The organism is Glutamicibacter halophytocola (genome assembly GCF_001302565.1).
GTDB classification, from domain to species: Bacteria; Actinomycetota; Actinomycetes; order Actinomycetales; family Micrococcaceae; genus Glutamicibacter; species Glutamicibacter halophytocola.
Map to the genome: position 1 here is coordinate 2,472,981 of NZ_CP012750.1, position 25,276 is coordinate 2,498,256.

The 25,276-nt window shown below is 61.1% G+C and carries 25 protein-coding genes; 15 read left to right on the forward strand and 10 right to left on the reverse strand.

The window, feature by feature from the left end; translation table 11 throughout:
* Nucleotides 1-14 precede the first annotated feature (14 nt).
* Nucleotides 15-1,187: an amidohydrolase gene (locus AOZ07_RS11360; protein WP_084793226.1), complete on the forward strand. Its 1,173-nt coding sequence runs from the start codon at nucleotides 15-17 to the stop codon at nucleotides 1,185-1,187.
* Between the two features lie 1,013 nt (nucleotides 1,188-2,200).
* Here AOZ07_RS11360 and AOZ07_RS11370 read toward each other — a convergent pair.
* The 4 genes from AOZ07_RS11370 to AOZ07_RS11385 all read right to left on the reverse strand — a co-directional run bounded on the left by AOZ07_RS11370 (nucleotide 2,201) and on the right by AOZ07_RS11385 (nucleotide 3,813).
* Complete coding sequence (locus AOZ07_RS11370) at nucleotides 2,201-2,629, reverse strand: cysteine hydrolase family protein (protein ID WP_335334217.1); 429 nt, start codon at nucleotides 2,627-2,629, stop codon at nucleotides 2,201-2,203.
* Entirely contained in the window at nucleotides 2,629-2,931 is a 303-nt protein-coding gene (locus AOZ07_RS11375) for a HigA family addiction module antitoxin (protein WP_060702101.1), read from the reverse strand. The genes AOZ07_RS11370 and AOZ07_RS11375 overlap by 1 nt, the downstream gene beginning before the upstream one ends.
* Before the next feature lie 220 nt (nucleotides 2,932-3,151).
* Nucleotides 3,152-3,466, reverse strand: a complete 315-nt coding sequence (locus AOZ07_RS11380; protein WP_236995175.1) for a helix-turn-helix domain-containing protein — start codon at nucleotides 3,464-3,466, stop codon at nucleotides 3,152-3,154.
* Nucleotides 3,463-3,813 (reverse strand): type II toxin-antitoxin system RelE/ParE family toxin, encoded by a 351-nt coding sequence (locus tag AOZ07_RS11385; protein ID WP_236995176.1) that lies wholly within the window; start codon nucleotides 3,811-3,813, stop codon nucleotides 3,463-3,465. Before AOZ07_RS11385 ends, AOZ07_RS11380 begins: the two co-directional genes overlap by 4 nt.
* A 500-nt stretch (nucleotides 3,814-4,313) precedes the next feature.
* Here AOZ07_RS11385 and AOZ07_RS11390 point away from each other — a divergent pair, with 500 nt between their 5' ends.
* Both AOZ07_RS11390 and AOZ07_RS11395 read left to right on the forward strand, forming a co-directional pair.
* Complete coding sequence (locus AOZ07_RS11390) at nucleotides 4,314-5,045, forward strand: hypothetical protein (RefSeq protein WP_060702103.1); 732 nt, start codon at nucleotides 4,314-4,316, stop codon at nucleotides 5,043-5,045.
* A 260-nt stretch (nucleotides 5,046-5,305) separates the two neighbouring features.
* Nucleotides 5,306-6,226 (forward strand): toll/interleukin-1 receptor domain-containing protein, encoded by a 921-nt coding sequence (locus tag AOZ07_RS11395; protein WP_060702104.1) that lies wholly within the window; start codon nucleotides 5,306-5,308, stop codon nucleotides 6,224-6,226.
* Nucleotides 6,227-6,347: 121 nt separating this feature from the next.
* Here AOZ07_RS11395 and AOZ07_RS19095 read toward each other — a convergent pair whose 3' ends face one another.
* From AOZ07_RS19095 to AOZ07_RS11405, 3 genes are all read right to left on the reverse strand, one after another.
* Nucleotides 6,348-6,467 carry an Abi family protein gene (locus AOZ07_RS19095; RefSeq protein WP_335334218.1) on the reverse strand — a complete coding sequence of 40 codons (120 nt, stop codon included), beginning with the start codon at nucleotides 6,465-6,467 and terminating at the stop codon, nucleotides 6,348-6,350.
* Nucleotides 6,468-6,672: 205 nt separating this feature from the next.
* Complete coding sequence (locus AOZ07_RS11400; RefSeq protein WP_060702105.1) at nucleotides 6,673-7,371, reverse strand: GNAT family N-acetyltransferase; 699 nt, start codon at nucleotides 7,369-7,371, stop codon at nucleotides 6,673-6,675.
* A gap of 20 nt (nucleotides 7,372-7,391) precedes the next feature.
* On the reverse strand, nucleotides 7,392-7,856 hold the full coding sequence (locus AOZ07_RS11405) for a GNAT family N-acetyltransferase (protein WP_207758452.1): 465 nt from the start codon (nucleotides 7,854-7,856) through the stop codon (nucleotides 7,392-7,394).
* Between the two features lie 140 nt (nucleotides 7,857-7,996).
* On the opposite strand from AOZ07_RS11405, the gene pdxR reads away from it, so the two are divergent.
* Nucleotides 7,997-9,448, forward strand: a complete 1,452-nt coding sequence (gene pdxR, locus AOZ07_RS11410; protein ID WP_084793228.1) for a MocR-like pyridoxine biosynthesis transcription factor PdxR — start codon at nucleotides 7,997-7,999, stop codon at nucleotides 9,446-9,448.
* Between the two features lie 205 nt (nucleotides 9,449-9,653).
* On the opposite strand, the gene AOZ07_RS11415 is transcribed toward pdxR, so the two are convergent.
* The 3 genes from AOZ07_RS11415 to AOZ07_RS18830 form a co-directional block, all read right to left on the reverse strand.
* Nucleotides 9,654-11,621: an ATP-binding protein gene (locus AOZ07_RS11415; protein ID WP_060702107.1), complete on the reverse strand. Its 1,968-nt coding sequence runs from the start codon at nucleotides 11,619-11,621 to the stop codon at nucleotides 9,654-9,656.
* A gap of 104 nt (nucleotides 11,622-11,725) precedes the next feature.
* On the reverse strand, nucleotides 11,726-12,277 hold the full coding sequence (locus tag AOZ07_RS11420) for a hypothetical protein (RefSeq protein ID WP_060702108.1): 552 nt from the start codon (nucleotides 12,275-12,277) through the stop codon (nucleotides 11,726-11,728).
* Nucleotides 12,278-12,907: 630 nt separating this feature from the next.
* A complete protein-coding gene (locus AOZ07_RS18830; protein WP_060702109.1) occupies nucleotides 12,908-13,330 on the reverse strand; it encodes a helix-turn-helix domain-containing protein in 423 nt (140 codons plus the stop codon).
* 340 nt (nucleotides 13,331-13,670) lie between these two features.
* Here AOZ07_RS18830 and AOZ07_RS11430 point away from each other — a divergent pair, with 340 nt between their 5' ends.
* From AOZ07_RS11430 to AOZ07_RS11485, 11 genes are all read left to right on the forward strand, one after another.
* Nucleotides 13,671-13,997: a MerR family transcriptional regulator gene (locus AOZ07_RS11430; protein WP_060702110.1), complete on the forward strand. Its 327-nt coding sequence runs from the start codon at nucleotides 13,671-13,673 to the stop codon at nucleotides 13,995-13,997.
* A 118-nt stretch (nucleotides 13,998-14,115) separates the two neighbouring features.
* A complete protein-coding gene (locus AOZ07_RS11435) occupies nucleotides 14,116-15,885 on the forward strand; it encodes a DNA primase family protein (protein WP_084793231.1) in 1,770 nt (589 codons plus the stop codon).
* On the forward strand, nucleotides 15,869-16,504 hold the full coding sequence (locus AOZ07_RS11440; protein ID WP_060702112.1) for a hypothetical protein: 636 nt from the start codon (nucleotides 15,869-15,871) through the stop codon (nucleotides 16,502-16,504). Before AOZ07_RS11435 ends, AOZ07_RS11440 begins: the two co-directional genes overlap by 17 nt.
* A gap of 2 nt (nucleotides 16,505-16,506) precedes the next feature.
* Entirely contained in the window at nucleotides 16,507-16,782 is a 276-nt protein-coding gene (locus AOZ07_RS11445; RefSeq protein WP_060702113.1) for a hypothetical protein, read from the forward strand.
* On the forward strand, nucleotides 16,779-17,393 hold the full coding sequence (locus AOZ07_RS11450) for a hypothetical protein (RefSeq protein ID WP_060702114.1): 615 nt from the start codon (nucleotides 16,779-16,781) through the stop codon (nucleotides 17,391-17,393). The genes AOZ07_RS11445 and AOZ07_RS11450 overlap by 4 nt, the downstream gene beginning before the upstream one ends.
* 2 nt (nucleotides 17,394-17,395) lie before the next feature.
* Entirely contained in the window at nucleotides 17,396-17,761 is a 366-nt protein-coding gene (locus AOZ07_RS11455; protein ID WP_060702115.1) for a hypothetical protein, read from the forward strand.
* Between the two features lie 2 nt (nucleotides 17,762-17,763).
* The gene (locus AOZ07_RS11460; protein WP_060702116.1) at nucleotides 17,764-18,033 is read left to right on the forward strand and encodes a hypothetical protein; all 270 of its coding nucleotides are present in this window, start codon (nucleotides 17,764-17,766) and stop codon (nucleotides 18,031-18,033) included.
* A gap of 48 nt (nucleotides 18,034-18,081) precedes the next feature.
* On the forward strand, nucleotides 18,082-18,378 hold the full coding sequence (locus AOZ07_RS11465; RefSeq protein WP_194943654.1) for a hypothetical protein: 297 nt from the start codon (nucleotides 18,082-18,084) through the stop codon (nucleotides 18,376-18,378).
* Between the two features lie 1,115 nt (nucleotides 18,379-19,493).
* Complete coding sequence (locus AOZ07_RS11470; protein ID WP_060702118.1) at nucleotides 19,494-20,012, forward strand: hypothetical protein; 519 nt, start codon at nucleotides 19,494-19,496, stop codon at nucleotides 20,010-20,012.
* Between the two features lie 6 nt (nucleotides 20,013-20,018).
* Nucleotides 20,019-22,346, forward strand: a complete 2,328-nt coding sequence (locus tag AOZ07_RS11475; protein ID WP_060702119.1) for a hypothetical protein — start codon at nucleotides 20,019-20,021, stop codon at nucleotides 22,344-22,346.
* 945 nt (nucleotides 22,347-23,291) lie between these two features.
* The gene (locus AOZ07_RS11485) at nucleotides 23,292-25,217 is read left to right on the forward strand and encodes an ATP-dependent nuclease (protein WP_060702121.1); all 1,926 of its coding nucleotides are present in this window, start codon (nucleotides 23,292-23,294) and stop codon (nucleotides 25,215-25,217) included.
* The last annotated feature ends 59 nt before the right edge of the window (nucleotides 25,218-25,276 follow it).

Here is a 25,276-nt window from a genome sequence, read left to right on the forward strand (position 1 = left end):
AAACAGTGCAGCAAATGAAGAAGAGCACAGAAATTCCTATATTGATGAAGCTGATTGATGGTGCGCTCAAGAACAGCAATCGCGACGTCGTCACGCTAAGTCATCAGATCCATGAGAATCCTGAAATGAGCGGCGAAGAATTCTTTGCCCGCCAGTCAACGATCCGCCTATTGGACCGCTACGGCTTCAACCTGGACGCGACGCAGCCCGAGGCTCCCACTGCATTCAGCATGCGCAAAGGAACCGGCCAACTAGTCGTGACGCTATGCGTTGAATACGATGCACTTCCTAACATCGGCCACGCCTGCGGACATAACGTTAATGCTGCAGCCAGCGTCGCGGCAGCCATCGCCCTGAGCACCATCTGCGACGAACTCGATATCACTGTGCATGTTCTTGGCACCCCAGCTGAAGAAAGCCACGGCGGCAAGATAGACCTCCTCAACGACGGATTTTTCTCGACATCGCATCTGGCCATGATGGTTCATGCAAGCGGCCAAGACACGATTGGAAACTCCTCCCTTGCACTGAACGCCTGGGACATTACCTATCGCGGGAAAGCGGCTCACGCGGCTGCCGCGCCCGAACTGGGAACAAACGCTTTGGATGCAGCCAATATTGCCCAACATGCCATCGCACTGGCACGACAACAGCTGCCGATGAAATCGATCATCTCCCTGATTGTGATGCAGGCAGGACACTCGGTAAACGTCATTCCTGACGAGAGCACATTGAGGATTGAGATGCGCGCACCCAATATCGATCAACTGACGGTCATCAATCAAAAAGTGCGTAATTGCCTCACGGCCGGCGCCATAGCCAGCGGGTGCCAATTACATATTCAAGAACGCGGCAACACCTTCGCGGAACTCCGCCAGGATTCTTTTCTTTCCTCGGCATACGCAACAGCACTCTCAGAACGCGGAAGACAAGCCGTTTTCGATTCCACTCCCGTTGCTTCAACGGACATGGGAAATGTTTCGTTGGCTGTTCCTTCCATTCATCCGATGATTGGATACGACGTTCAGACGGCTTCCCACCATTCAAAGGAGTTCGCATTGTACGGAACCACCGCTCAAGCCGACACCGCAATCATCGACGCGGCATATGCACTAGCAGGTGCCGTTGTGCGGGCAGCGACGGACACCCATCAGCGTACTCGGCTGCTCGAACGTATCGAGTCCTAAATTCGATCGCGCTATCCCCGAATAATTCGATCTTTCGGAGCTGGAAATCCGGATAGTGTCATCGTCGGCTGCGCAAGGAACTCCCCAGCCGCTCATTAGCGCGTGGGGAGAACCGGCGCACCACCGTAATTGATGCTGCCGAACTTGCTGGTGGAACACCCGGCCAGCCGGAATTTCCTCCCGTCGCCCACGGTTGATCAGGCCAGCAGTAGGTTGCGGACCCATTGGCTTCACTCTCCAAGCTGGGCTGGAATATTCCTGCGAGTATTCGATTCCTGATGGCAGATCGTTCCTTGCCTCGTAAGCCGATACGGATCGCGTTCGTTGCCCATGGCCATGAATTTTTACCTGCGACGTGGCGTGGACGAGCAACAGTTGCCCTACGGATCGCAAACCTAATAGAAAAGGGCGAGTTCCTCGCGGCATCCGAGATAGCCAAAGTCAACGCCGCCCGTTACTACCATTTCAGGTGCCGCACGGTTCATAAGGAGCTCACCCTGTCGTTGACCGCGCCCTTGGTTGGAGACCAGCCCCGTAGGGACACTGCTGCTCGGCGCCTGATGGTGAACCGGTAGTTCACCTCAGCCTAAAATCAATTCCCGAGTTCGCCGGCAGGGCATGGACGTAGAACCCGGGCCACATGGCGACTCGCACCACGTGAAGTATTCTCGACTGGCTCTCGTTCCACCGCATCGATGCAGTGCCTCTGCAGATTGCGGAATTGGGTCAGGGCCGCGGAAGTCCTAAATCAGAGTTCAACTTGTTCAAGTCGTACATGGGTCAAGGATTCTTGCTGACGATGACCATGTATAAACGCCCCCGGCTTCAATAGAAACCGAGGGAGTTTAAGCTGAGAAGTCTTAGACGTTGAAGCGGAACTCCGCGCCGTCGCCACACATGCCAACCTCAGAGCACGACGTCAGAATGAGTCGCTACGTCGAACCGTTGTCCCGGATATCGCAAACCTGCGTAGTACATGTTCGTGTGTGCCACGATCTGTGCCCCTGTGACAGTTACGCCATCCCACTCGGCATCCCCTGTCGTGTGTGCGTCGCCCACAAGAGTGACGTCGTATCCTTCAACGGCTGCACGCTGAGTCGTCGTTCTGATGCAGTAGTCCGATTGGGCCCCGCAATAATCAAACGTGTCGCCTCTAGCCGGTCGAGCGTCTGCCTCAGAAGCGTTTGCGCGAACGCGTCACGATAGTTCTTTCTCACTACTGCCTCGCCGTCGATCCATTTAAGTGGAGCGACAAGATCCCATGCGGGCGTGCCCTCACCAACTGGATCGTGCATTACCCAAATCACCGGAACGGACCGCGATCTCGCCCGTTCGACGAGCTTAGCGACACGTTTGGCAACGCCATCCGCATCGAAGCATCCTGGGACTACGCCCTGCTGCATGTCAATAATCACGAGTACAGTTTCAGCAGCATTCGACATCAGGCGACCTTCAGCGGCTTGATCTCAGCGATCCGGTCGCCGGCAAGGTCTTGGGCAATCTCCAGCTCATAACGCGTCTGCAGATTGAGCCAGAACTGAGGTTCCACACCGAAAAAGCGTCCGAGACGCAGTGCGGTGTCCGCAGTGATCCCCCGCTTGCCGTGCACGATTTCGTTGATCCTTCGCGGCGGGACACCGATCGACACCGCGAGCTTATTCTGGGTAATGCCGAACCCTTCGATGAAGTCCTCCATCAGGACCTCCCCCGGATGGATCGGTGCGATCTTGTCAGTGGTAGTCAACGATCTCCGCCGCCTCTGGTCCAAAGTTTGCATCTCGGTTACCCGTCCGCTACCGATCACTAATGCGGATGCTGGTTCATTACTGCAAAGATTCCATTGCTTGGTTAACGGCCCGCATTCGCTCACGTCCCCTTGGGCGCGAGACCCATTGTCGCGAGTACAACAAACGCTAAAAGCAGTTTTGACCTTCAAGAGGGCAGTTTGGGATTCTCTGCTGGAATCAGGCTATCTGCATCCGCTGATCGCCCATCAGGTATTCCAAGGACAGCTCCCCTCCGACAGCTTCCAAATAGTTGCGGATTGTGCCGATTTTTGCATTCTCAAGATCTCCATGCTCAATCTTCGAGACTTGACGCTGCCCCACACCAATGCGCTCAGCGAGCTCAGCTTGAGTGAGTCCAGCCTGTTCACGCAATTCGCGCAAGCGATAGGCACGAACCTCCGCAAGCATTCTCTGCTTGTGCTTCTCGACCCGGTCCCGATCGACTGGATTCTGAGCGAGAAAGTCCTTAAGAGACTTGGCCAACGCACTCACTCTCCTCTTATCTTGTCTAAATGTTCATCGAACAATCGATCGGCATGTGGAAGGTTTTTCTCGTACCAGCCTTGCCAGTCACCAGCTTTATCGCCCGCAATTAGCATGATTGCCGCCCGCTCCGGATCGAACGCAAACAAGATTCGCAATTCTGATTTGCCAGATGAACCTGGTCGAAGTTCCTTTATATTCTTATGGCGAGATGCTTTTACGGTGTCCACAATGGGTCGTCCGAGCTGGGGCCCAGAATCCTCTAGCAGTTCAATCGCGGCAACCACTTGCTCCCGGGAATCAACATCAAGCTCAGCAAGCCAAACCTCGATGAGCTCGATGAGCTCGATGTCCACGTTCCACAAGGAGATAGAATAGACCCCACATGGTCTAAACTGCAATAGTTAGAGCCACGCCCTAAAACGGACCCGAGGCATTACGTTTCAACTCCACAAGCAAGAACGCCCCCGATTTCAAAAGAAACCGAGGGCGCCAAAGCTATGCAGGATTAGACGTTGAAGCGGAACTCCACCGAGTTCCCACACGTAGAAACCTCTCCACTGCCACGACTCGACCACGGAAAGGGTTGTCAGCGATGCGCTCAATCATTTCCTTCATCTCGTTAACGTACGTATCTGTCTGGAGGCTGTCACAGCGGTCCTCGGCATAAACGCCAGATCGATAAGAGGTTGCTGAGCACGGCCCAGGTGAATCGGTAACCCGTCAAGTCTTCTCGCGGCAGCGTCGAGGATGCCGTCGAGATGCCCGGTACCTAGCGGGCGACGACTGCCGGATCGTGAAGCGGGAGAGCAACTGCACTTGGGCATTATCGGTGCCGGAATCTATACTCATCAGCATGACTGAGATGCTGGCAGCCCTTTTAGGCGCGATCGTTGGCGGGGCTCTCTCCGCTTGGGTGGGCTCACGGCAAACCGTCAAGGTTTTGAAGCACGAGACAGAACTGGCAGCGACGGAGCGGCGGGAAGCGCAGAGCGCCGATGAGGATCTGCGACGATCCTTCGTAGCCGATCAGTTGATTGCGGCACTCGCGGACTTTACGACGGTCAAGCGAAACGACAGGGACCTCTCGGCGTCCTTCGTGCGAATTCCGACGACAGCGGACGTCCATAGCGAACGAAACGGTCGTGCCTCGGCGCTATTGCAAGCGGGTTCAAGCCACTCACACGCACTGCCAGCGGAACTGCGCGCGCGATGGGATGCGCTGACGTGGCTAGTCCGCTTCAATCAGTCAGAGCAACCTGAACGTTCAAAGGACCGGCGGCAGCGTGACGCCAGCGACCTACTGAACTATATCGAGTACGTGCGGCGATCCCTGTGTTCCGTAAGCGGGGATTACCCGGTGCTACCGCATTTCTCCGCGCCGGATGTACGCCGAGATGAACGACGCGCCTGGGGATTCAAACCCGAAGAGGTATACAACGAGCCCGACCTCACCGAATGGCACTTCAGCTCTCGCCTTATCGGCAAGGTGAACTACACCTCCGGAGAGGTACGTTGGCACGGACCCGACGGACTCGTAGTGGATCTTTCGAACGAGACCACCGAAACAGGTCCATCGGACGTGTGAGATGGATGGCTCAACAATTCCAGCTGTACAGCGACCTTAGATTAGAAGCGGCCCAGGACCACGCGCTGATGGTGCAGCTGTCCGGGTAAAGCGCCAACCGACGAGCGAATTCGCACTTCTTCGAGTGTGACCAGAGACTTCCTCGACGTCACTGATCTCAGACGTATTCTCGAGGTCCAGCGAGAAGCACGTTGTAAACTACTCAGACGAGGCCCGTGCCTACACGCACGGGGCCCGCGGCAACTAACAAAGGGAGTCCTGTGGGCGCGGATCTGTTCATCTCGTATGCCTGGACATCAGACGAGCACAGAAAGTGGGTACGCCTGCTTGCAGCTCAGCTCAAGGCGCTCGGATTCGACGTGCTCATCGATGCCGATGTCGATTATGGCAATGACCTCAACGGCTTCATGCGCCGCGTAGACGATTCCAAGCGCGTTCTACTCGTTGTCGACCAGAACTACGTCGACAGGGCTGACACGATGCCAAATTCGGGCGTCGGCAAGGAGAGTCGCTGGATCTCGGAGGTGCATGGCGACCGTGAGGCCAACTGGATGTCAACCCTGTTCGTCAACAACCCCGGTTGCAGGTTGCCCTCGTGGCTAGGCGATACCATGCCGAAGGGCTTCGACTTCAACCACTCATCCGACAGCCTTCAGCAGTTCCCCGGAGCCGAGCAGGTCGAAGACCTCTGGCGTTGGATCGCCGGGCTCCCGACCAACCGCGACAGTGCGACTCCGATCGCTACTCTTCGGGAGCGCTCGACGCGCTTGGAACAACAAGCCGTGCGCACAGACCCCTCGCAGTGGCGAAGCCCAGACTTGGTGGGCGAGCGTCGCTTCGCATATGACGATGCACCACAGAGAACCTTCCACTGGGGCTTAGGGGACTCTGCCTTCGCCTTCACTGTAAGCGGGCACAGCAATGACTCTGTATACGTCCTCAAGGATTACGGGAAGGCCGTTGGCCTCGTTCGCGGCGAGATGCCCGACGATGCCGACATGGAGCGACATCTCATGCCCGGGCGCTCAGTTACTCCGCGGGTCGGTCAAAGCGTCATACTGATGAATGAGCACGGTCGGCTCGCCGTTGTTGAGATCATCGACATCGGAAGGGACACCTCGGAGATCCCCTATACCGCGCCGTATGTTACCTTCCGATGGCGAGTCATCGCGTCCTCTTGATCCGTAATAGTTCAAGATTCCCGCCACCTGCTCATCGCGCTCCGAGTGAAGGATCGCGAGTAATGCAGAACCAATGCACGCTAGGGCCAGAGGTTAAAACTCGTACCGGAATATCACCACGTCACCACACGTAGGGCAGTCTGGGCAACTTCGGTGCGATCGTGTGGACGCGATTGAACAGCCGCCCGTGGTGAGCACAAGTGTTGCGCAAGAGATTCAGTGCCTTGAGCCAGCTCGTCAACTGCGGCGCTCTGAGCTCACACCCTCAGGGGACGGCGTCCTGAGCCTCCCGAGGCGAGAAGCCGTAAAGCTAGGTCAGGCTCCTCAGTCCATGAGCTCGGTCGCCGCCCATACGGGGAGTCGGCCCCTGCGGATACGAACGCAATCCATCACCCTCTCGGGTGCCGCCACTCGCGGACGTCGCCGCAGAGAGAAGCGTCTTGCCTTCATCGAGTCCGGAGCGGTTCGATCTGCTTCCCCTCCGCGGTGAAGTTCGCCGGGTCGAGCCAGGCCTCGAACGCTGCACGCACCCGCGGCCAGTCCTCGTCGATGAGCGCGTACCACGCGGTGTCGCGGTTGCGGCCCTTGACGACCGCCGCATGCCGGAACGTGCCCTCATACGTGAACCCGAGGCGCTCGGCGGCCCTGCGGGAAGGGGCGTTGAGGCTGTGGCACTTCCACTCGTAGCGCCGGTAGCCGAGGTCGTCGAAGGCGTGCCGCATCAGGAGATACTGCGCCTCTGTCGATGATGGTGTGCGCTGCAGCGCGCGCGAGAACACGACGTACCCGACCTCGATGACCCCGTTCTCGGGGTCGTGCCGCATGAGCGAGAGCGTGCCGAGCGCCGCGCCGGTGGCGTTGTCGACCACGGCATAGTGGCGCGGGTCAGCGCTCCGTGATGCCTCAACGGCCCAGTCCTCGAAGGACTCCCGGGTCGCGAACGGGCCGACCGGAAGGTAGGTCCAGTCGCGGTCGTCCGGCGCGGTTGCGTGGGCCGCGTAGAGGTCGTCGGCGTGCCGCGCCGGGTCGAGTCGTTCGAGCGTGCAGTACCGCCCGTTCAACGTCGCCACCTCAGGCACGGGTACCGGTGCCCAGTCGGGGACCGGGTCGCCGATCGGCTGTCCGTGGTCGTCATGGGTCGTCATGGTGGTGCTCCTCGGATCGGTCAGATGTGGGCCGGGGCGGCGTCGTAGGTCACCCAGTGCGTGCGGGTCGCGACCTGGTCGTAGAGGGCGCGCGCCCGGGCGTTGTCCTCCGCGGTGATCCACCGAACCATCGACCGGCTTTCGGCCCCCGCGATCTCTGCGAGCCGTGCGAGGATCGCACGAGCAGCGCCCCGGCCGCGGGCCGCTGGGTCGGTGAAGAGGTCGTCGAGCCAGATTCCGACGGTGCCCGTCGAGGGCCTCGAGAAGGGGCGGTGATGGCCGATCGCCACGATGCCGCCCTCGCCCTCGGCCACCAGCGCCCTGCACTCGTGCCCCGGGTCCATGAGCCAGCCCCACACGCGCGAGACGACTTCTTCGGACTCCGGCAGCCGGTAGAACTCACGGTAGCCGCGGAACAGCTCTCGCCAGCTGGCCTCGTCGGCGGCGGCGAGTGGGCGGATGATGAGGGGCGCGGTGGGAGCCAAGTGCGGAGACCTTCCAGGAGTAGGCATGGACGACGCGGCGAGCCGGTGCCCGCGACGCGTCAACATCGATGCTACAGCCATTTCCGGACCGTCACCAATGCCAGAAAAGGCGAATCGAGATGGACCAGTAAAATGGGAGCATGCGTCATCCCTTTCCGATGGATCTTGTGCTCGACGCCGAGCGAGCGCCGGGCTACGGCGTGCGCGAGCACCTGGTCGAGCAACTGCGCGCCGTAATCCTGGCCGGCCAGGCCCGCGCGACCGAGCCGCTGCCGTCGACGCGCTCCCTCGCGGCCGCGGTGGGGGTCTCGCGGGGCACCGTCGTCGCAGCCTACGAAGAGCTTGCCGGGGAAGGGTACGTGACTATCGTCCCCGGCTCCGGCACGTTCGTCGCGGCGGATCTTCCGGCTGCGTCGTCGAGCCCCTCGCCCAGCACCGCGCGAGGCGCTGCCGAAACCTTCACGCGTGCGCAGGAGCCGCCGCGACGGACCATCAACCTGTCACCGGGGAGCCCCGCGGCTCCCTTGCATCGGAACCACGAATGGAAGGTCGCATGGAGAGAGGCGGCACGGCGGGAGCTGCCAGACCTCCCGCCGCCTCCTGCCGGAGAAGCCGAGTTCCGCGCGGCCATCGCGGATCACCTCAGCGCAGCGCGCGGAGTGCAGTGCGCGGCGAACGACATCGTGGTGACGGCGGGCGCACGCGACGGGCTCGGGCTGCTGGTGCATGCTCTCCAAGGTGACCGCTCGACCGGCATCCGCATCGCGACGGAGAGCCCGGGGCACCACGCCTCGCGGGCGGTGATCTCGCGTCTCGGGGCCATCCCGGTCCCGATCCCCGTGCGGGACGGCGGCATGGACGTCGACCGCCTCGCGGACGCCTCGGGGCCGTTCGCGGCTGCGCTAGTGACTCCGAGCCACCAGTATCCGCTCGGTGGCCGGCTGCCAGTCCCGTCTCGCCTGGCGCTGCTCAAGTGGGCGAAGTGCACCGGGGCCGTCGTCGTCGAGGACGACTACGACAGCGAGTTCCGCCATGGCGCGCCTTCGCTACCCGCGATCGCCTCGCTCAATGACGAAGGGCGCGTGGTCCTCGTCGGCACCCTCTCCAAGACTGTCTCACCCTGGCTGCGCTGCGGGTACCTCCTGGTCCGCGACGACGAGCTCCGGGCTCGTGTCCTCGAGACACGCGAAGTCCTTGGACATCCCGTCTCCGGCATCGTGCAGATCGCACTGTCAGAGTTCCTGCGCACCGGTGGCCTCCGACGGCACCTGGTCCGCGTCGCACGGGAGTACGCCCACCGCCGCGGACTCGTGATCGAGGCGACCGCTGACCTCGCCCCGCGCATCCGCCTGGACGCCATCGAGGGCGGGCTGCATGCGACGCTGTCCTGGGAGAACGGCGGACCGGATGAGTCCGTAGTCGAGGCGCTCGCGAGGGAAGGCGTCGAGGTCGCCCCACTGAGCGCCTGCTACTACGGACCGACCGAACCTGAGCGTCGCGGCATCGTCTTCGGCTACGGCGCACCCACGGACCTGGAACTGCGAACCGCGCTCGATGCGATCCGGGATGCACTGGCACCGCAGCGGAACTGATTCCGGCGAGCGCGACTCGGGTCTCGTGTCTGGACTCGAAACCCGCCTGTCTGCGATCAGGTGAGCGCGCTCGTGCCGATGGCCGCGGCCGAGACTCTCAGCGCGCGAACCTCCATTCCACCGCGTCGCCACACGTACCAACCTGTGCCGATTCGGCCAGGAGCATCCGTTGCCACAGGTCAGGACCCGCGGATGAGAATCCGACCTAGCTCGGATCGTCCTCGGAGAACAGCCCCGCCGGCAGGACGTCTGCGTGGTGGTCGCGCAGGTATCGCTTAACGTCGATGAGGGAGGCATCGTGCTGCAATCCGCGCTTGTAGTAGAGCAAACGCTGGTCCGCGGACTCGAGAATCTCCGACCAGCGACGCACCCAGACCCTGTAGCGCAGCGGGGAGTTCGGGTCGAGCTCAGACTCGTCGAGCAGCCCCGACTCACGGCCACGCTGGTTGATGTCGCGTCGCACGTCGTTGTTATAGTCATTCACGACGAGTACGAAGTCCCAGACGGTGTGGGTGCCGGCAAACTGCGGATCCTCGACGATCGCGCGAGCATAGCCCTTGATCTGATTGGCTTCCTTGTACGACGCAACCACGGATGGGGCCTTCAGCTCCACGACCAAGTGCCGCTTCGTCTCGTGCTCTGGCGCAGCCAAGGAGAACATCAGGTCCAGGCGGCCTTGACTGCCGTCGGTCTTGGTGACCCTCGAAGTGGGCTCCCCTTCGCGACCAAGCATGCTGAGGTGCTGTTCGAGCGCTCGAGTGAGACCGATCTCCGAGCTCATCATGTTGAACTGCTCCCCGAACACCCAGCTCTCGCGTTCGAGGATCTTGTGCAGGTGATCCCGCTCCTTGACCAACCCCTTGGCTTCGGGGTTGAACACGATCTCCCGGAGAGCGCTCAGGAAGTCCAGGCGGTCGGTCACATCAGTAGTCGCCCGGATGAGCCTTGAAAGCGGGGTGCGCTCTAGCAGTCGATCGAGGTCATCGCTCTCGCCTTCTGTGAGCCCTACGTACTGATCCAGGAGCGTCTTCACACCGTCCGGGTTCCGCTGGAGCGTGTCCTTGAGCAGTCCAAGCGTCAGCTTCTCCTGGTCGCGCTTCTTCGGGATGTGCCGACGCACAGCTGTAGCGATGACGTCGAAGGTGGCTCGTTCGACCACTTCTTCATCCGAGGTCGGATCACCCTCGTACGGGTAAGCCTTGGTCGTTTTCCAGCGGTCGACGAGCTCTCGCCGCTGCTCAGCTCGGCGAGCCTCGAAATGGTCCTCCAGCGTGGAGTCCACGACCTGCATCAGAGATCCGAGCAGGGACGTCTCCTGCTCCATATCGACGAGCAGCACCTCATTGGCGTGCTCAGTCATGTCCTCCCAAAGGACGTACGCGGCGAAGTTGAAGTCGGCGAAGCGCCTAATCGGAGTCTCATCAACGGGAACGCCTTTCTCATCGCAGAGGTAGAGCGTCCGGCCTTTCACTTGTCGCCATTCGACGACCTTCAACGCGGCTTGATGCTCGACACCGTCGTAAGACCACCTCAGCTCATGCTTCGCCTGGCGCTCGATGCTTGCGGCCGGGTCAATCTTGACTCCGTCGTACCGGACTTCGATCGTCGGGAAAGTCAGCAAATGCAGAGCAAGGGCGGCACCGATGCGCGGCCTCGCAGCTTCGCCCTCGAGCCTGCCAAGCGAGTCCCGACCTTCAGCCCGGAACTCCGTATAGGTCGGCCCTTGGGCATCGACAGGATCGGGACCGGAGAAGTCGTTACGATGGTCAATGGTCGATGACACGCGGGTCTTCTTGAACGCGCCTGTAGGATCCTGACCAACAGTTTCCCAGGTAATGCGAGTTCCCAATGCGAAGGCGCGCAGACGCCCCTGACCAAGCCTGCCGTGCAGAGGTCGCTTCTCACGCTCAGTGACGCGTGCCCCGACCTTCCAGGAGTTGCCCACCCACTTGAAATCCTGCTCAACGCGTTCGGGGCTCATGCCAAGGCCGTCATCCCAGACGGTGAGGCCGACAATGCCATCGGCGTCATTGCGTTCGAGAGTGACCGACACCCTATTTGCGTCAGCGTCTAGGCTGTTCCAGATCAGCTCGATGATCGCTCGCACCGGATCTTTCTCGCCGGCGAGACGCTGGACCAAGTCGTTTCCAGCGTTCAGAATGATTCTAGGCATGACCCCATTGTGCCAGTTAGCAGGGACGCTCGTCGCGACTGCGGCGGGATGTCGATCGGTCCACGACCCCAAGCTGCTCGCGTTCAGTGGCGAAGCGAAGAGGCCTACTCCAGCGGCTGGATCCGGGCGTTGTTCCGCAGAGGCGGATCCCAGCCGTGGCATTGATGGTTGTCCTTGACCAACTCTTCCGCGTTGGCCTGGAGCTTGACAAGGGCAGCCGCGTCGTGGCCGGTTGACCGAAGATGGCGCAGGTTGCTGCTCAGCGCGTGCGCCCAGCTCATCAGCGGGTCGAGGTTCGCCACCCGCCGCTCGACGGTGTCGCCGGGCCTGGCTGCCTCCATGACCTGTCGGCCGATGGTCGCGCCCAGCGTGCGCTCTGCCTCCAGCCACGAGTCGATGCCATCCCAGCCGTCGAGCTGGTCGACGAGCGCGATCGAGGTGATGCGCAGATTGGCCAGCCGCTCCCCTATCGGCTCTGCGGTGGGGTCGAATCCGATGAGGCGCTGCACGGCTTCCTGCACCGCGAACCAGCGTGCGTCTTCTGCAGCTTTGCGCGACGCTGCGAGTGCCTCGTTGGCGCGTCTGTTCGCTTGGTACGTGCCGACGCCGGCGACCAGCAGCGACAGGGCTGAAATCACCAGCGCGAGGACATCCATGGCTCGATCTTGCCATGACGCCCAGACACGGCGAGGGCGCTCTTGGCCGGTGCCGGCGGCACTGCCGGCGCGAGCTATGCCTGTTGCGCACCATGGCGACGAGCCCGCGGGATCACATGTCGGCATGGAGATCCGGCCTGGCGGCCGGCGGCCCCGGTCATCTTCCGACAGGGCACCACGTCAGGGATGAGCGGTCAGAGATGAGGGTAAGCGCAAGGCGGGAGATGCCTGTGGGTGCAAGGGTTGCCGCGCCGACGTCGCGAGCCAGTGGTTGAGGTGTAGGCAAAGCGTTACGGATGTTACGGATGATTTGAGCATCAGTAACACCATCAGTAACGCCCAAACAGACAGGTCAGATAGGGATTTATTGTACTTGTTACTGATGTAACGGATGATTTAGGAGTTCGTGCACATGCGCACACGCGCCTGCGCACACAACCCTCTCTTGCGAAGTATCCGTAACATCCGTAACGCTTCCAAAATATCCGCTCTGACCAGAGCAAAGGGGTGTTACTGATGGCACCCTCTGATCCGTAACATTTTCCAATGAGGCCCATCCACCCTCATGCCTGACGCCCGCCCGGGCAAGGGACCGCTTGGCGCATTCAGCGGAGCCGAGCTGCCCGCAGCTCACTCCGGGTGCTGCGACGAATACCGCATGATGGTAGGCATCTCCGGGTGCTCCTGACCTGCAGCCCGCTGCTCCTCCAGGTGATCGACGATGATCGACAGCCGCGTCATCTCGGCACGCACCTCCTCGAACCGCGCCTGAGCAGCGATCAGCGCCGTACGATGCTCGGCCAGGACGCGCTCCAGCTCCGAGGATCCGACCAGCATGGAGGACAGCTCGACGCCCAGCACTTGGGCCATCGCAACAGCCTCCTCGAGCCTGACGGTGCGCTCCCCCTTCTCGGCGCGCGTGATCGCGCTGGCGTAGACCGCAACCCCCAGCGCGTCGCTGAGTCGTGCCGCCAGCTCTGCCTGCGTGAGGCCGGCGCGGGCACGTTCTTCACGCAGGCGCTGCGCGAAGACCTGGCTGATCGATGCTGGCATGCGTGATCCTCTCGTAGATGAGTCGAGTCTAGTGCGCCGTTCGCATTCTGACAACAGCAAGTTGCATAGATCGCACGAAAGCTGTAGACTTGAACCATGACCTCGAAGGTCATCCCGTCGCACGGCTGATAGCTGGCCGGCGAAGCGGGTGACAGGACCTTGCAGTGCCGGTGAGCTGAAATGCCCCGGCGTCTTGTGCACGAGTGGCAACTCGGTACTCGCGAAAGAAGTGCAGCTGCGGAGCTGGGATGCACCGCGGCCTTGGTCTCGACGTGAATTGCGCCGTCGGGATCTCGCGTAGAGCAGCGCGCTCCGCAGACACATTCGCGAGGTGACCCTCATGGCACAGTCCACTCTCTCCGCACCAGCCCTCGGCATTCCCGAGCTGGACATCAACGACCTGCTGACCGTGCGCCAGGTCTCCGACCTGGGCTACGGCCACCGCCAGACCATTTGCGCCCGCATCAATGACGGCACCTTGCCGGCGGTACGCGTCGGCAACCGCTTCGAGATCCGCCGTGGCGATCTCCATTTGCTGGCCAAGCCTGTTCAGGCTGCCGATGAAGACCGGCTCGACGTCTACGTGAAGGGCATCGTCGACAACTTCCCAAAGCTCAACGCCGAGCAGAAGTCGCAGCTCGGACACCTCCTGGCTCCTGCTCCCTGATCGACGACGCGCAGACCAAAGACAAAAAGAAAAGCCCCGGCGAACCGGGGCTTCTCCACTCAACTTCCGCCTGACGAGTTAGCGGCTCGTTTAGCAGGCGATTCCGAAAGGAACAACTATGTCCAGTGTACCTGATAATGATACTCATTCCAAGTCCTCACCCGAGGCTGCACCTGTGCAGCCTGAGCGGCCCGCCCAGGGCCCTCGCCGCGGGGACTCGGGGTCCAGCGCACCTGACGTCGGCGGTGCGCCGGCATCGCCTCGGATCACTTCGCGAGTTGACCTGGTACGCAAGGCGACTAACGGATTCTTCGGACTGTACCCCAACGCCAGCGACGTCTACCGGGTCGAGCCAAGGCTCCTGAGCTTCATCAACGACATGATCAATGTCGCCAACCAGGACCGCGCCCGGAACGACAAGATCGGGTTGCTGACGAGCCTGCCTGCGTCTGCTGTGGCCGAATGCGTCCTCCACTGCTTCCCTGTGCGCATTGTCGTCCAGTCGGACCAGGAAGACCGCTGGAAGGACATGCTCGCGGTCTACGAGAGCGACGGGCCGAACACCGGCTTGCATATCGGCGAACCGGGCCGTCTGCGCCAGCTTGTCCACGTCTTCGATCCGAACATCGGACGCAAGGGTGCCGACGACATCGTTGAACTGATCCGCGCCAAGGCTCCGATGCGGCAGATGACCATCGACCGGGATCTGGTTCCCGTGCAGAACGGCATCTTCAACTACAAGACGAAGGAGCTGCTTCCGTTCAACGAGAGCTACGTCTTCACCACGAAGGTGCGCACCCGGTACGTCGATGCCCCCTCGTCCCCTGTCATCCATGACTCCTTCGGTGCGTGGGATGTCGAGTCGTGGGTCGAGGAGCTCCACGACGATCCAGAGCTGGTCGACCTGACCTGGAAGGTCATCGGCGCGCTGGTCCGCCCTCTGGTCGGCTGGAAGAGGTGCATCATGCCCTTCGACGAACGGGGCAACAACGGCAAGGGCACCCTGCTGGTGCTCATGCGCCACCTGGTCGGCCCGCAGTCGTGGACGTCCATCCAGATCAACCGTTTCAGCGACAAAAACGAGCGCGGAAAGATCGTGGGCAAGATGGCCGTCCTCACGGACGAGAACGACGTGGGCGCGTTTGCCAAGGAGTCTGCTGACTTCAAGTCCTGCGTGACTCATGACCCAGTCAGCATCGAGATGAAGTACGAGAAGCCGTTCAACTACACCTTCTGGGGCCTGATGGTGCAGTGTCTGAACGGCTGGCCCAAGGCCAAGGACAAGTCCGACAGCTTCTACCGCCGCCCGCTGTTCTTCCCATTCACCAAGTCCTTCGCCGGCCGCGAGAACAGCGCGATCAAGGACGACTACCTGACCCGGCCTGAGGTCGCCGAGTACGTCTTGCACAAGGTGCTGACGATGGAGGACTTCTACACGCTGCCCGAGCCGGCTGCGTGCAAGGCCGTGATGGAGGAGTACAAGCAGAGCAACGATCCCGTCCGCATGTTCTGGGGCGAGTACTGCAATGACTACGTCTGGGACTTGCTTCCGACGTCGTTCCTCTACGAGCACTTCAAGGCATGGTTCGCCTACAGCAGCCCGTCGGGGACCGCCATGGGGCTCACTGAGTTCTCGCGGCAGCTTGCAGCGATCGTCCGTGACGACGACGGCTGGAAGCAGGGCACGCATCGCGTCTCGAAGCGCATGTCCGCTGCCGAGCCGCTGCTCTCGCGCTGGGGGCTGCTGGGCTGGACCTCGTACAGCCCCAACAAGCCCGTCAAAGGGTTCTTGCGCACTACGGCTCCGCGGCCGGCTGCCCACGGAGTGAGCGGCCCTGACCTCAGCGATCTCGTGGACGAGGTGATGGGCAATGCGCCGACTGACTGACCGCGAGACGGTGCGCCTTGCCGCTGCCATTGGCGGGCGTCGCAACGCTGTCGCAGTAGCCCAGATGCTTCCGCTTCGGCGAGAAGCGGCCAGGACGTACATCAGGTTCTTCCGCGTCGATCAGCACTGGATGGCATCGAACGCAGACCCCTCGCAGATCCAATGGCTGGTCGACGACCCTTCGTGGGCTATGAACCGCGACCTGCTCGACGAGCTGGATGCCGCCGACCGCCGCAGGCAGCTGGACTTCATCCTCCTATGGGTTGGAGCCGAGCTCCGCGACTCGCGCTTGACCACATCCGACGAGCGCTTCCGCGACGCCGTGCAGGCGGCGATGCATCGCTGCTCGATCTCGATCCATCGCCACAACCTCAGCGACGTGGTCGATACGGCTCCGGCGATGGCGGAGATGGAGATCCGCAGCTTCTTGCAGCGGATCTACACGGCGGTCCCCGGCGGACTGCCGAGGGCCATCGAGGGCTACGTCTCGTCGTACGCCAACGAAAAGCCGGGCGGCCAGGCGGCCGGCGAAGTCGGCATCGAACGCCGACTGATTGACCCATACGACGCCTTGGGGTTTTCCCTTGACGTCACCACCACTACTCCAGAGGAGAACTGATCATGACGACCACGACCATTTGCCCGCACCAGATCCAAGGGGTGAGGTTCCGGCAGCTGCTTCTCGGCGATGGCCGGCCCAGCGTCTGCGAAATGTGCACCGATGCACAGACCCGCGCATTGGTCGCCGAGCTTGACAGTCAGGCAACCTCGATCGGAGTCAAGCGCGTTCCTCCCGAGATGAAGTGCTGGTCGCTGAACTGCGGCTGGCCCTACGGAGCCGACATCGACCTCGCCGCTCGCCAGTCGATGGTCGCCTGGGCACGGGGAACAGCTTGACGCTGGCAAATGGGTCCACGGACCGGTGCCTCCACCGCCTGATTGGCCAGAGATGCTCTGACCCCCACTGCTACACGACCAAGATCCACGGCTTCAGCGATCTGCGCGTGGGTGGCATCGAGCTGAGCACCGCCTGGATCGATCACACCACTGCCCGGAAGCGCGATGGGCAGCTCGCTGCGCTTGTCGCGCAGCCGTACGGGCTCGGCGACGACGATCGTGCGGCACTGCTCCGGCTGGGGGCCAAGCCGGGACTCGGCGTCGAGATCGACGACGCCGGCGGGTGGTACGGACACGGCACCATCTGGATCGCCATCTGGCGCGACGGCGAAATCTCCCTGGCAGACGTTGCCACTGAGTGCTCCGAGTGCTTCCCCGGTGACTGGCTCATGCGCTGCGCCGACAAGGCATTGCTCTGCGGACGGTGCGCTCCTGACCTCTACGGAAATCGCGTGACGCTCATTGACTCCGATGATCCGTTCAGCGATTCGGCCAACTCCGAATGGGTTTCGGGCAGGCTGCCTGCTCTTCGAAAGTGGGCCCAAATGGCGACCTTCATGTACGACGCAACGAGCTTGCCAGCCACCACCACTACTCCAGAGGAGAACTGATCATGGCGACCACCATCAACCCCCGCATCGCCGGCCTGCGCGCCTGGGCCGACACGTCGCTGGAGCGCGCCGCCGTCGAGCTGCTGATCGGCTTCAACGGCAGCCACCTCATGGACGGCCCGTGGATCCGTCGCGGAGCCCCTGGGCTCTTCTGGTTCGACCCCGACACCGCGGCCGACGAGAGCGGCCACCTCAGCGGAGGAGAGCGTCGCGTCCTGGCTGTGGCGACCAGCCTGGTCTCGCCCTCCCGTCCTGTCGACCTGGGCGACGTCATGACCGGGATCGACCCCAACGCCTTCGCGCTGGTCATCCAGGCCATGGGACAGGCGTACGGGCTGACTGCAACTGACAACGAGAAGGGAGCGTAGCGATGACGGAACTGGCCAGCGCCGGCCTGTACGAGTGGCTCAAGAACCGCGACCCGCAACTGCTGGTCGCGTTCCACGAGGAGGCCATCGAGCAGCACCGCAACGGTCTTGATGCCGCGCTCGTGGCCTGGGACGAGCACTTCGAGCCGGCCGAGCCCAGCGACTCGTCCGCTCCCGCTCCCGAGTCCGCCGGCCCATCTTCCGCTCCCGCTCCAGATGGCACCGGCAAGTCCTCCCCCGACGCTCCCGCTCTGGGCGAGAACGAACTGTAGCTCCACACCGCATCAACCAGATAAATCACTATGGAGAGGATGGTCACCATGACCAAGCTCAGCATCGAAGAAGAGATGAAGCTGGCCAAGAAGGCCCACAACGAGAAGATGGCGAAGCTCAAGCGCAAGCAGGCCGCCGAGGAGAAGCGCATCACCGATCGCGTCCTGGAACTGCTCAAGGGCGACGAGCATGCCGAGCTGTTCGGGCAGCTGTACCAGCAGGCGTTCCAGGAGCTGCTGGCCGAGCGCGAGGAGCGCAGCCGCAAGGCGAAGGAGGCCCGCGAGATGGCACCTGTCGGAGCTGACAACGAGGCGGGAGCCACCTCGCTGACCTCGGGCTACTGACGCGAAGGCGTCGCCCCGAAAGACCGAGCCCCGGTTGCTGTTGCAGCCGGGGCTCTTTGCTGCCCAGAACCGGTCTCTAAGTGGCCAGATCCCGGCCAGGCCCAGACTGGTAGAAGCCCAGCAATGGGCCAGCGGTGACCAGGTGGGACCTGAGTGGAAAGACCATGGCCTTTCTGTGGCCATTAGGCACCCATCCGAGGTCTTGCTCGGGCCAAATCTTGGCCATCCTCGACCAGAGCGAATAGTGCTGGCCATTTCAGGACCACTGAAGGGCTCTCTGCGGTCAGCATTTGGCCACTTTCAGCCCGCCATGAGCCCTCAAATGACCGGGCGATGCCTGATGCCGAGTCCGGGTGCATTCATGGCCTCCTTCTGGCCAATTTGAGCCCATTGATGGTCTCCCGCTGACCACGTAGAGACCTCGTTTGGCCAGTCCACATTCCGTTGGCCATTGCTGGCCTGTTTCCGGCCAGCTGGGTGCCAAGATGAGCCCGGACGCAGTCCTTGAATGGGCCAGCAATTGAGCGCTGGTCACGAATAGGCCAAATGAAGCCCGCAAGCGGGAGCAGAATGGCCAGACTCGGACCGGCAGAAGCCCACCAATGGGCCAGGCAGAGACATCCGCCCGGGGATGCGGCCGACTTGATGCGGTGCATAGCAGGCTTGCCCGCTCGCATTGCAGCATCGATGCCGCAGAGATACGCCAGCGCGTTCATGCCCGAGTGACAGGTGCAGCGCGGGCTATCCCGTGCCCTTTGCCTGGCACCAGCGTTGGGTACGACGTGGTACTGCCGCCAAGCTGTTGCCAAATGACCCTCCGCTCCCGCTTCGTGGGGCGTGCGAGGCATTGGCAACAGCGGTGCGGCAGTTAAGCCCGAAGCAACGCGCAGGGTCTTCTTGACCGGGTATCGGGCCGGAGCCTATGAAGCGGAGCGAAATAGACGTGAGGCCTGATCGAGAGTGATGGAGGCCGGCGCAGCCGGGGTTGAGCGTAGCGAAACTGTATACACCATCACTACTCGTCATGCCTGTTATTGCGCGATACAATAGTTATAGGTGCGGAGCATCGAAAACATCGCGCAATCTGGTGTTCGGAGACAGAAAAGGGAATTGCCATGGCGACGAAGGAGCAGCAGGGCAGTCCCGAGCTGTCGGAGAACACCGTGGGCCACGGCGAAGCCGGGGTTGGTACACCCATTGCCGGTGAGCCGAAGGCGACGCGGTCTTCTACGTACCCGATCAGCGGCCGCGTAGCGGTAGAGCACCTGAAGCTGATCGACGAGGCGGCGGAACGCCGTGAGATGAAGCGCTCGGACCTCGTCGTGGCTGCGGTGCTCCAGTTCATCGGCAAGGGACGCGCTGGTGCCCGCAAGGTGCGGGTCGACGTGCCCGATGAGGTGCGCCGCGAGGTGAGGGCAACGCAGGAGTCGTTGGACCGGCAGACGACTGCGCTGAACCGCTTGGGACACAATGTGCTGCCGCAGCTCAAGAAGCTGTGGGCCGGCGAAGACGTGCGCGACGCCGAGGTCATCGAGCTGCTGACGCGCATCGACCGGAACCTCGAAGCGATGAAATCCGAGGCCACTGCTGTCGCTATGGATCTGCGCACCGTGCTCGAACGCCCGACGTGGTGATGGCAGGTGTACACAGGAATCCAGAGCACAGAAGTCGCCGACCGCATCGCCGACTACGTCCAGAACCCGAAAGGCGACGACAGCATCGGCCGCTGCCTCTACGCCTCGGGCATCGGCTGCTCCGCAGCGACTGTCAAGGCCGACTTTGCAGATACGCGGTCGCGATATGACCCGAACTCCAAACTGAAGATCGAAGCCTTTGCACTCGTTCTGAGCGCCTCGCGCGAGGAATTTGATCCCGAGGACCCGGAGCAGGTGCACCAGCTGCACCAGGTTTCGCTGGAGGTCTACCGCCGCGCGTTCCCTGGCCGGCAGCTGATGGCTGGCACGCAGATCGATGGCCAGTCCGGACTGGCGCATACCCACGGCATCGTCTCCAACATCGCCCACGAAGACGCCGAGATGACCCACACGGTCAAGGGCCGGAAGGTCACCGAGCAGGTGGTGGCGGGCAAGCCGTTCAGCTCACGAATGTCGAACGTCTTCCGAATCCGGTCAGTCACCAACAAGGTGCTGGCGGACGAGGAGTTCATGGCCTCCATCGGCTACGACAACAGCCGGCTGGGCGAGCTGATGAAGGGCCGCGCCGGCCTGGATGGCACGAAGTTCAACGGCTTGATCGGCAAACATGCCTACGACAACCGGGAACTGGTGCGCGTCACCCGGGGCACCAATGCCTGGCTACAGGCACTCAAGGACCGTATCAAGGACGCGGCATCCAGGAGCACCGACGAGGCGTCGTTCCGGCAGGAGCTGTCGCAGGACGGAGCTGTGGAGCTCGTCGAACGCGGCAATAAGAAGGTCTGGTCGTACAAGTACACCGACGAGAACGGAAAGAGCCGTACCGTGCGCTCCGGCTCCAAGCGGCTGCATCTGGACGAAGGCGGCCGAGAGGCGATCCTGCAGACCCTTGACACCAACGGCATCGACGCCGCTGCCCAGAAGAAGTCGGCTGCCGCCCTGGCCTTCGAAAGGCACGAGGCCGAGCGTGTTGCCCGCTGGAGGAAGCGGGCTGCCGAGCGCGACGCGGCGATCCGCGCCATGCACGAAGCGCAGTCGGCACTCATCGCTCAGGAGGCCGCACTCCATGCCGCGCAGCAGGCAAATCGCGATGCCCAGCGGGCCGAAGCGACTTCACGGCAGCAAACGGCACGACGCGCGGTCCTCGACAACCCTCCGGCGCGCTTCCAGCAACTGCCGGAACCTGAGCTCTCGCAGCAGGTTGAAGAGCTGGTCGTCGTGAAGAACGAGCGCCTGGTGGGCTTGTGGTCAATTACCCGAATTGCTGATCGCGACGCAATGCGCAAGCGCCATGGCCTAACATTCGAGGAGTCCAAGTACCTTGATGTGCTGTGGGAGGACCTGGGGCGGCCTGAGACCTCTTCAGAACGGCCAGAAGAGCTGGCGGCGACCGTGCATGCCCCTGAGCCGTCCGAGGCGACTGTCAAGCCGGGACCAAGCGCGGTTCCTGCGCAGGCGGATGCCAGCTCTCGCGACTTCGAAGAAGTGCTGGCCGAGGTGAAGGCTGCTGAAGTCGAGACCGACCTGTCATGGCTTGACCGGCTGCATCCGAAGCGGAAGCGCCCAACTCCTGCGGCGAAGCCCGCGGAGCCCGAGGATCGCGAGGAAGCTGAAGCTGTCGTGCTGCCAACTGATGAGCCGTCACAGGATGTCGTGGATCTGCACGAGGTCGAGGTGGATGCACAGCTTGCCGACGAGGGGCCGCAGGCACCTGAGGTCGAGGCCGCGCCAATTGCCGAGCCGATCGCCGCGGAGCCCGTGGCCCCAACACCGGCAGACGAGCCGGCAACACCCTTGCGGGAGTCCAACCTGCGGTTGATCAAGCGCACCAACGAGCGCAAGCAGCGCACGCTGGATGCCATGGCCGACTTCGAGGAACAGCACGCCTGGACTGCCCTGGCCTGCGGGGAGCATCTCGACGAGGCGCTGGTGCCCAGTGGCGTGGGCAGGGCATGGATGACCGAGTTCGGCGAGTACCTGGACCCGGCCGTCAGCGAGCAGTTGTGGCTGCGCGTGGCGCTGATCGAGGAGCACGACGCCGAGTTCAGGGCAGGCCACGAAGCGCTATCGCAGCGCAACGAGTTGCGGGCCGCGCTGGGCTCTCGTAGTGAGTCTTCGAAAAAATTCTTGAGGCTTGATACCTCGGTGCGTCGTTCAAACTTGCGACGCCAGTGGCTGAAGTCGAAGCGGGCAGCAGGCGACTACGACCTGGGTGACGAGGACCGCAGTGCGTACACCAAGGTCGTCATCGCCGAACGCGCGGCACAGAACGATCAGGCTGCCACATCGGAGCTGCAGCAGCCTTCGATGTAGGACCTTTTAAGGTGACCAGCCTCCAGCGTCAGAATCCCACTTAGCACTTTTGGCAAGTGGGATTCTCTGTGGGCCTGACAATTTCCTATGCCCGGCACAACTGTCGCCACCCCGGCACCAAACAAGTGGCCACATTAATGAATTACTGATTCATACCTGCATCGGCAAAGCCTGCAGTAAGGAGTTCACAGACCGACCCTTCCATAAGCGCGTAACCGGGGTTTCGCATTGCCGACTTGAGTAACGAAATATCGAAAACACTTCTGGTCCCGTGGCTCGGGTGGAGTTCAAGGCAATTCAACCTTCCAGCGGCTACCTCACGCAGTGCGGGGCCAGGTTCAATAAGCCGAGCAGGAAATTACGTTGTTGCTAGAAGGCTGTAATCGATAGAGTCCAATGTTGACTGCCGGGAATTACGAAATCACTACTCAGAAATACAGCGCGTACCTGAAGGTCGCTATCTGTGAGAACGCGAGACAGCTCGTTATCCAAAACTACATAGCCGTCCAGTATCAATCGGATCAGTCGGCGCAGGGGGGAAGAGCTGGCTTCATGGGGTCGGAGTATTTCACTGCCTAATGCTGCGGCGGCGTGGCACCAGCCGGTTACGCTGAGGATACTCCTGGAACTCGAGAAATCCGCATCCTAACGGCTTAGACCGATGTGGCTTCAACTCCAGTCATTGAGAGGCATTTGAGTTACTTGAAGGTGACGAGAACAGGGCTGCACTTTACCGGTTAGAAAGCCTTAGAAGTCAAGTTCACCAAGATGTGCGGTAAATTCGGAGACTCAATGCTGACCACCCTTCCGCGGGGAATAACGGCCTGTTGGTACGCAGAAAGCGAGACGCCTCCCGCCGTCTTGCTTCGCGTTGAGTAGCCTAAATGTCGCTCGTCCATGGAAGACTTGCCAACGAATCAGGAAAATAGACCAAGGGCGGTAACTATGCGTATTAAGTCAGTCGGTATCGAGAATTTTCGATGCCTAAATAAAGCGGATATCGATTTTAGCCAGATTACGACATTCATCGGCCCCAATGGGGCCGGAAAAAGCTCAGTTCTTCGTGCATTGGACTGGTTTTTCAACGGTGGCGTCATCGACGAGAAGGATGTATGGTCGGGAAGCAACCAACAGCGAGTACGAGTGCGCGTAACTTTTGACACATTGACGGGCACGGACCGTGTGGCCCTGGGTGACAAGTACGCTCCAGCAGGCGCAGATACATTCACTGCTTGGCGCACTTGGTCGAACGGCCAGGACAAGATGACAGGCAATGCTTTATCCTTCCCGCCATTCGAAGATGTCCGAAATGCCGTTGGAGCTGGCCCCAAGAAAGAAGCCTGGTTAAAGGTTCTCGAAGCTCATCCGGATCAAGATCTGCCTAAATGGTCGTCTGCCGCCAAAATCGAGTCCTCTATGGATGACTGGGAACGCGCTCATCCTGAGCACCTTGCGGAGTCTGAATCAGGTGGAAATCACCTATTTGGATTCAACGGACAAAACGTTCTGTCTGGAATTTTCGATTTCGTTTTAGTAACAGCAGATCTTCGAGCGAACGAAGAAAGTCAAGACGCCAGAGGCACGATTATCAGTCGCATTCTGGAAAAAACGGTTGACCGGGCAGCTGCCGACGAGGCGTATGCCCAGCTCGCCGAAGAAGTAGCAACTCGTCGCGAAGCCATCTCAAAAGCGCATCTCACGGCACAGCTTGAAAAGCTCGGCGCTGACCTAAGCAGTGAAATTGAAGCATTCACCTCCGGTCGCAAGATCCAACTAGCGGCAGAAGAGCCCGAGTTGAAACCTCAAATGTCGAAAATCCGAGTCACCGTCAGGGATCAACTGACTCAAACGGATGTCGACCGCCAAGGGCATGGCTTCCAACGCGCCCTATTGATCTCCAGTCTAAAAATGCTTGCCAGCAAAAGCGCTAGCCAAGATTCTGAGAGTGTCATTTGCTTAGCCATCGAAGAGCCCGAGCTCTTCCAGCATCCCACCCAGGCTCGTGCGTTCTCCAGCGTCCTACGAACACTCGCGAGTGACCTCGCCAACGGTTTGCAAATTACCTATGCAACACACTCACCCTATTTTGTAGACGCGCGATATTTCGATGAGATTCGGCGAGTTCGGAGAAGCACGGCTGCCTCAGATCAGCACGCTGAAGTCACAATCTCGCATGCGAAGCTGGATGCAGTTGCATCCAGATTGACTGGTTACGTCGACCCGAAGGTTGTAACCGCGCGGTGGGACATGGTTTGCAATCAACACCTATCCGAAGCGCTCTTTGCCGATGCCGTGATGCTGGTAGAAGGCGATGACGATAAGGCCGTATTCGAGGGCATTGCTGCGCGGTCCAAGCACCTTTCCGCGGACGGCATTGCTGTCGCCGCTGCACAAGGCAAAGGACATCTGTACATCCCCCATGCAATCCTGAGTGAATTAAAAATTCCCACGATGGTCGTCTTCGACAATGACTCGGGCTGCGAAGCAAGGATGACCGAGAAGAAAAAGCATGAGAAGAATCCTGAAAAGATCAGAGAGAACGAGAAGACTATAAAGCACACCGTCCGCAACCATGTCAAAGATAACCGTGCTCTCCAACGCTACTTCAACCTTGACGAGCTCGATTACCCCACTGGATTACTGTCGCCTGAGCTACACGCCATTGACGACACACTTGAGACAGTCATCAACAATGATTGGCCGAGCTGGCACGACACCCTACAGACATTAGTTGACAGCGGTCAGGGTGTAGGCAACAAGAATGCAGCGACATACGCCCTTGCCTCAACGAAATGCGAAGAGGAACCGAGCGGGCAAATCGCATTGCCAGTCGAGAGCATCAGAACCTTGGTTCGAGCAGTCAACGGGTAGCTACATCTATTGCGCTGGATCCCTTACCGGCGATTGCACCGAGAGGGTCAAATGACAGG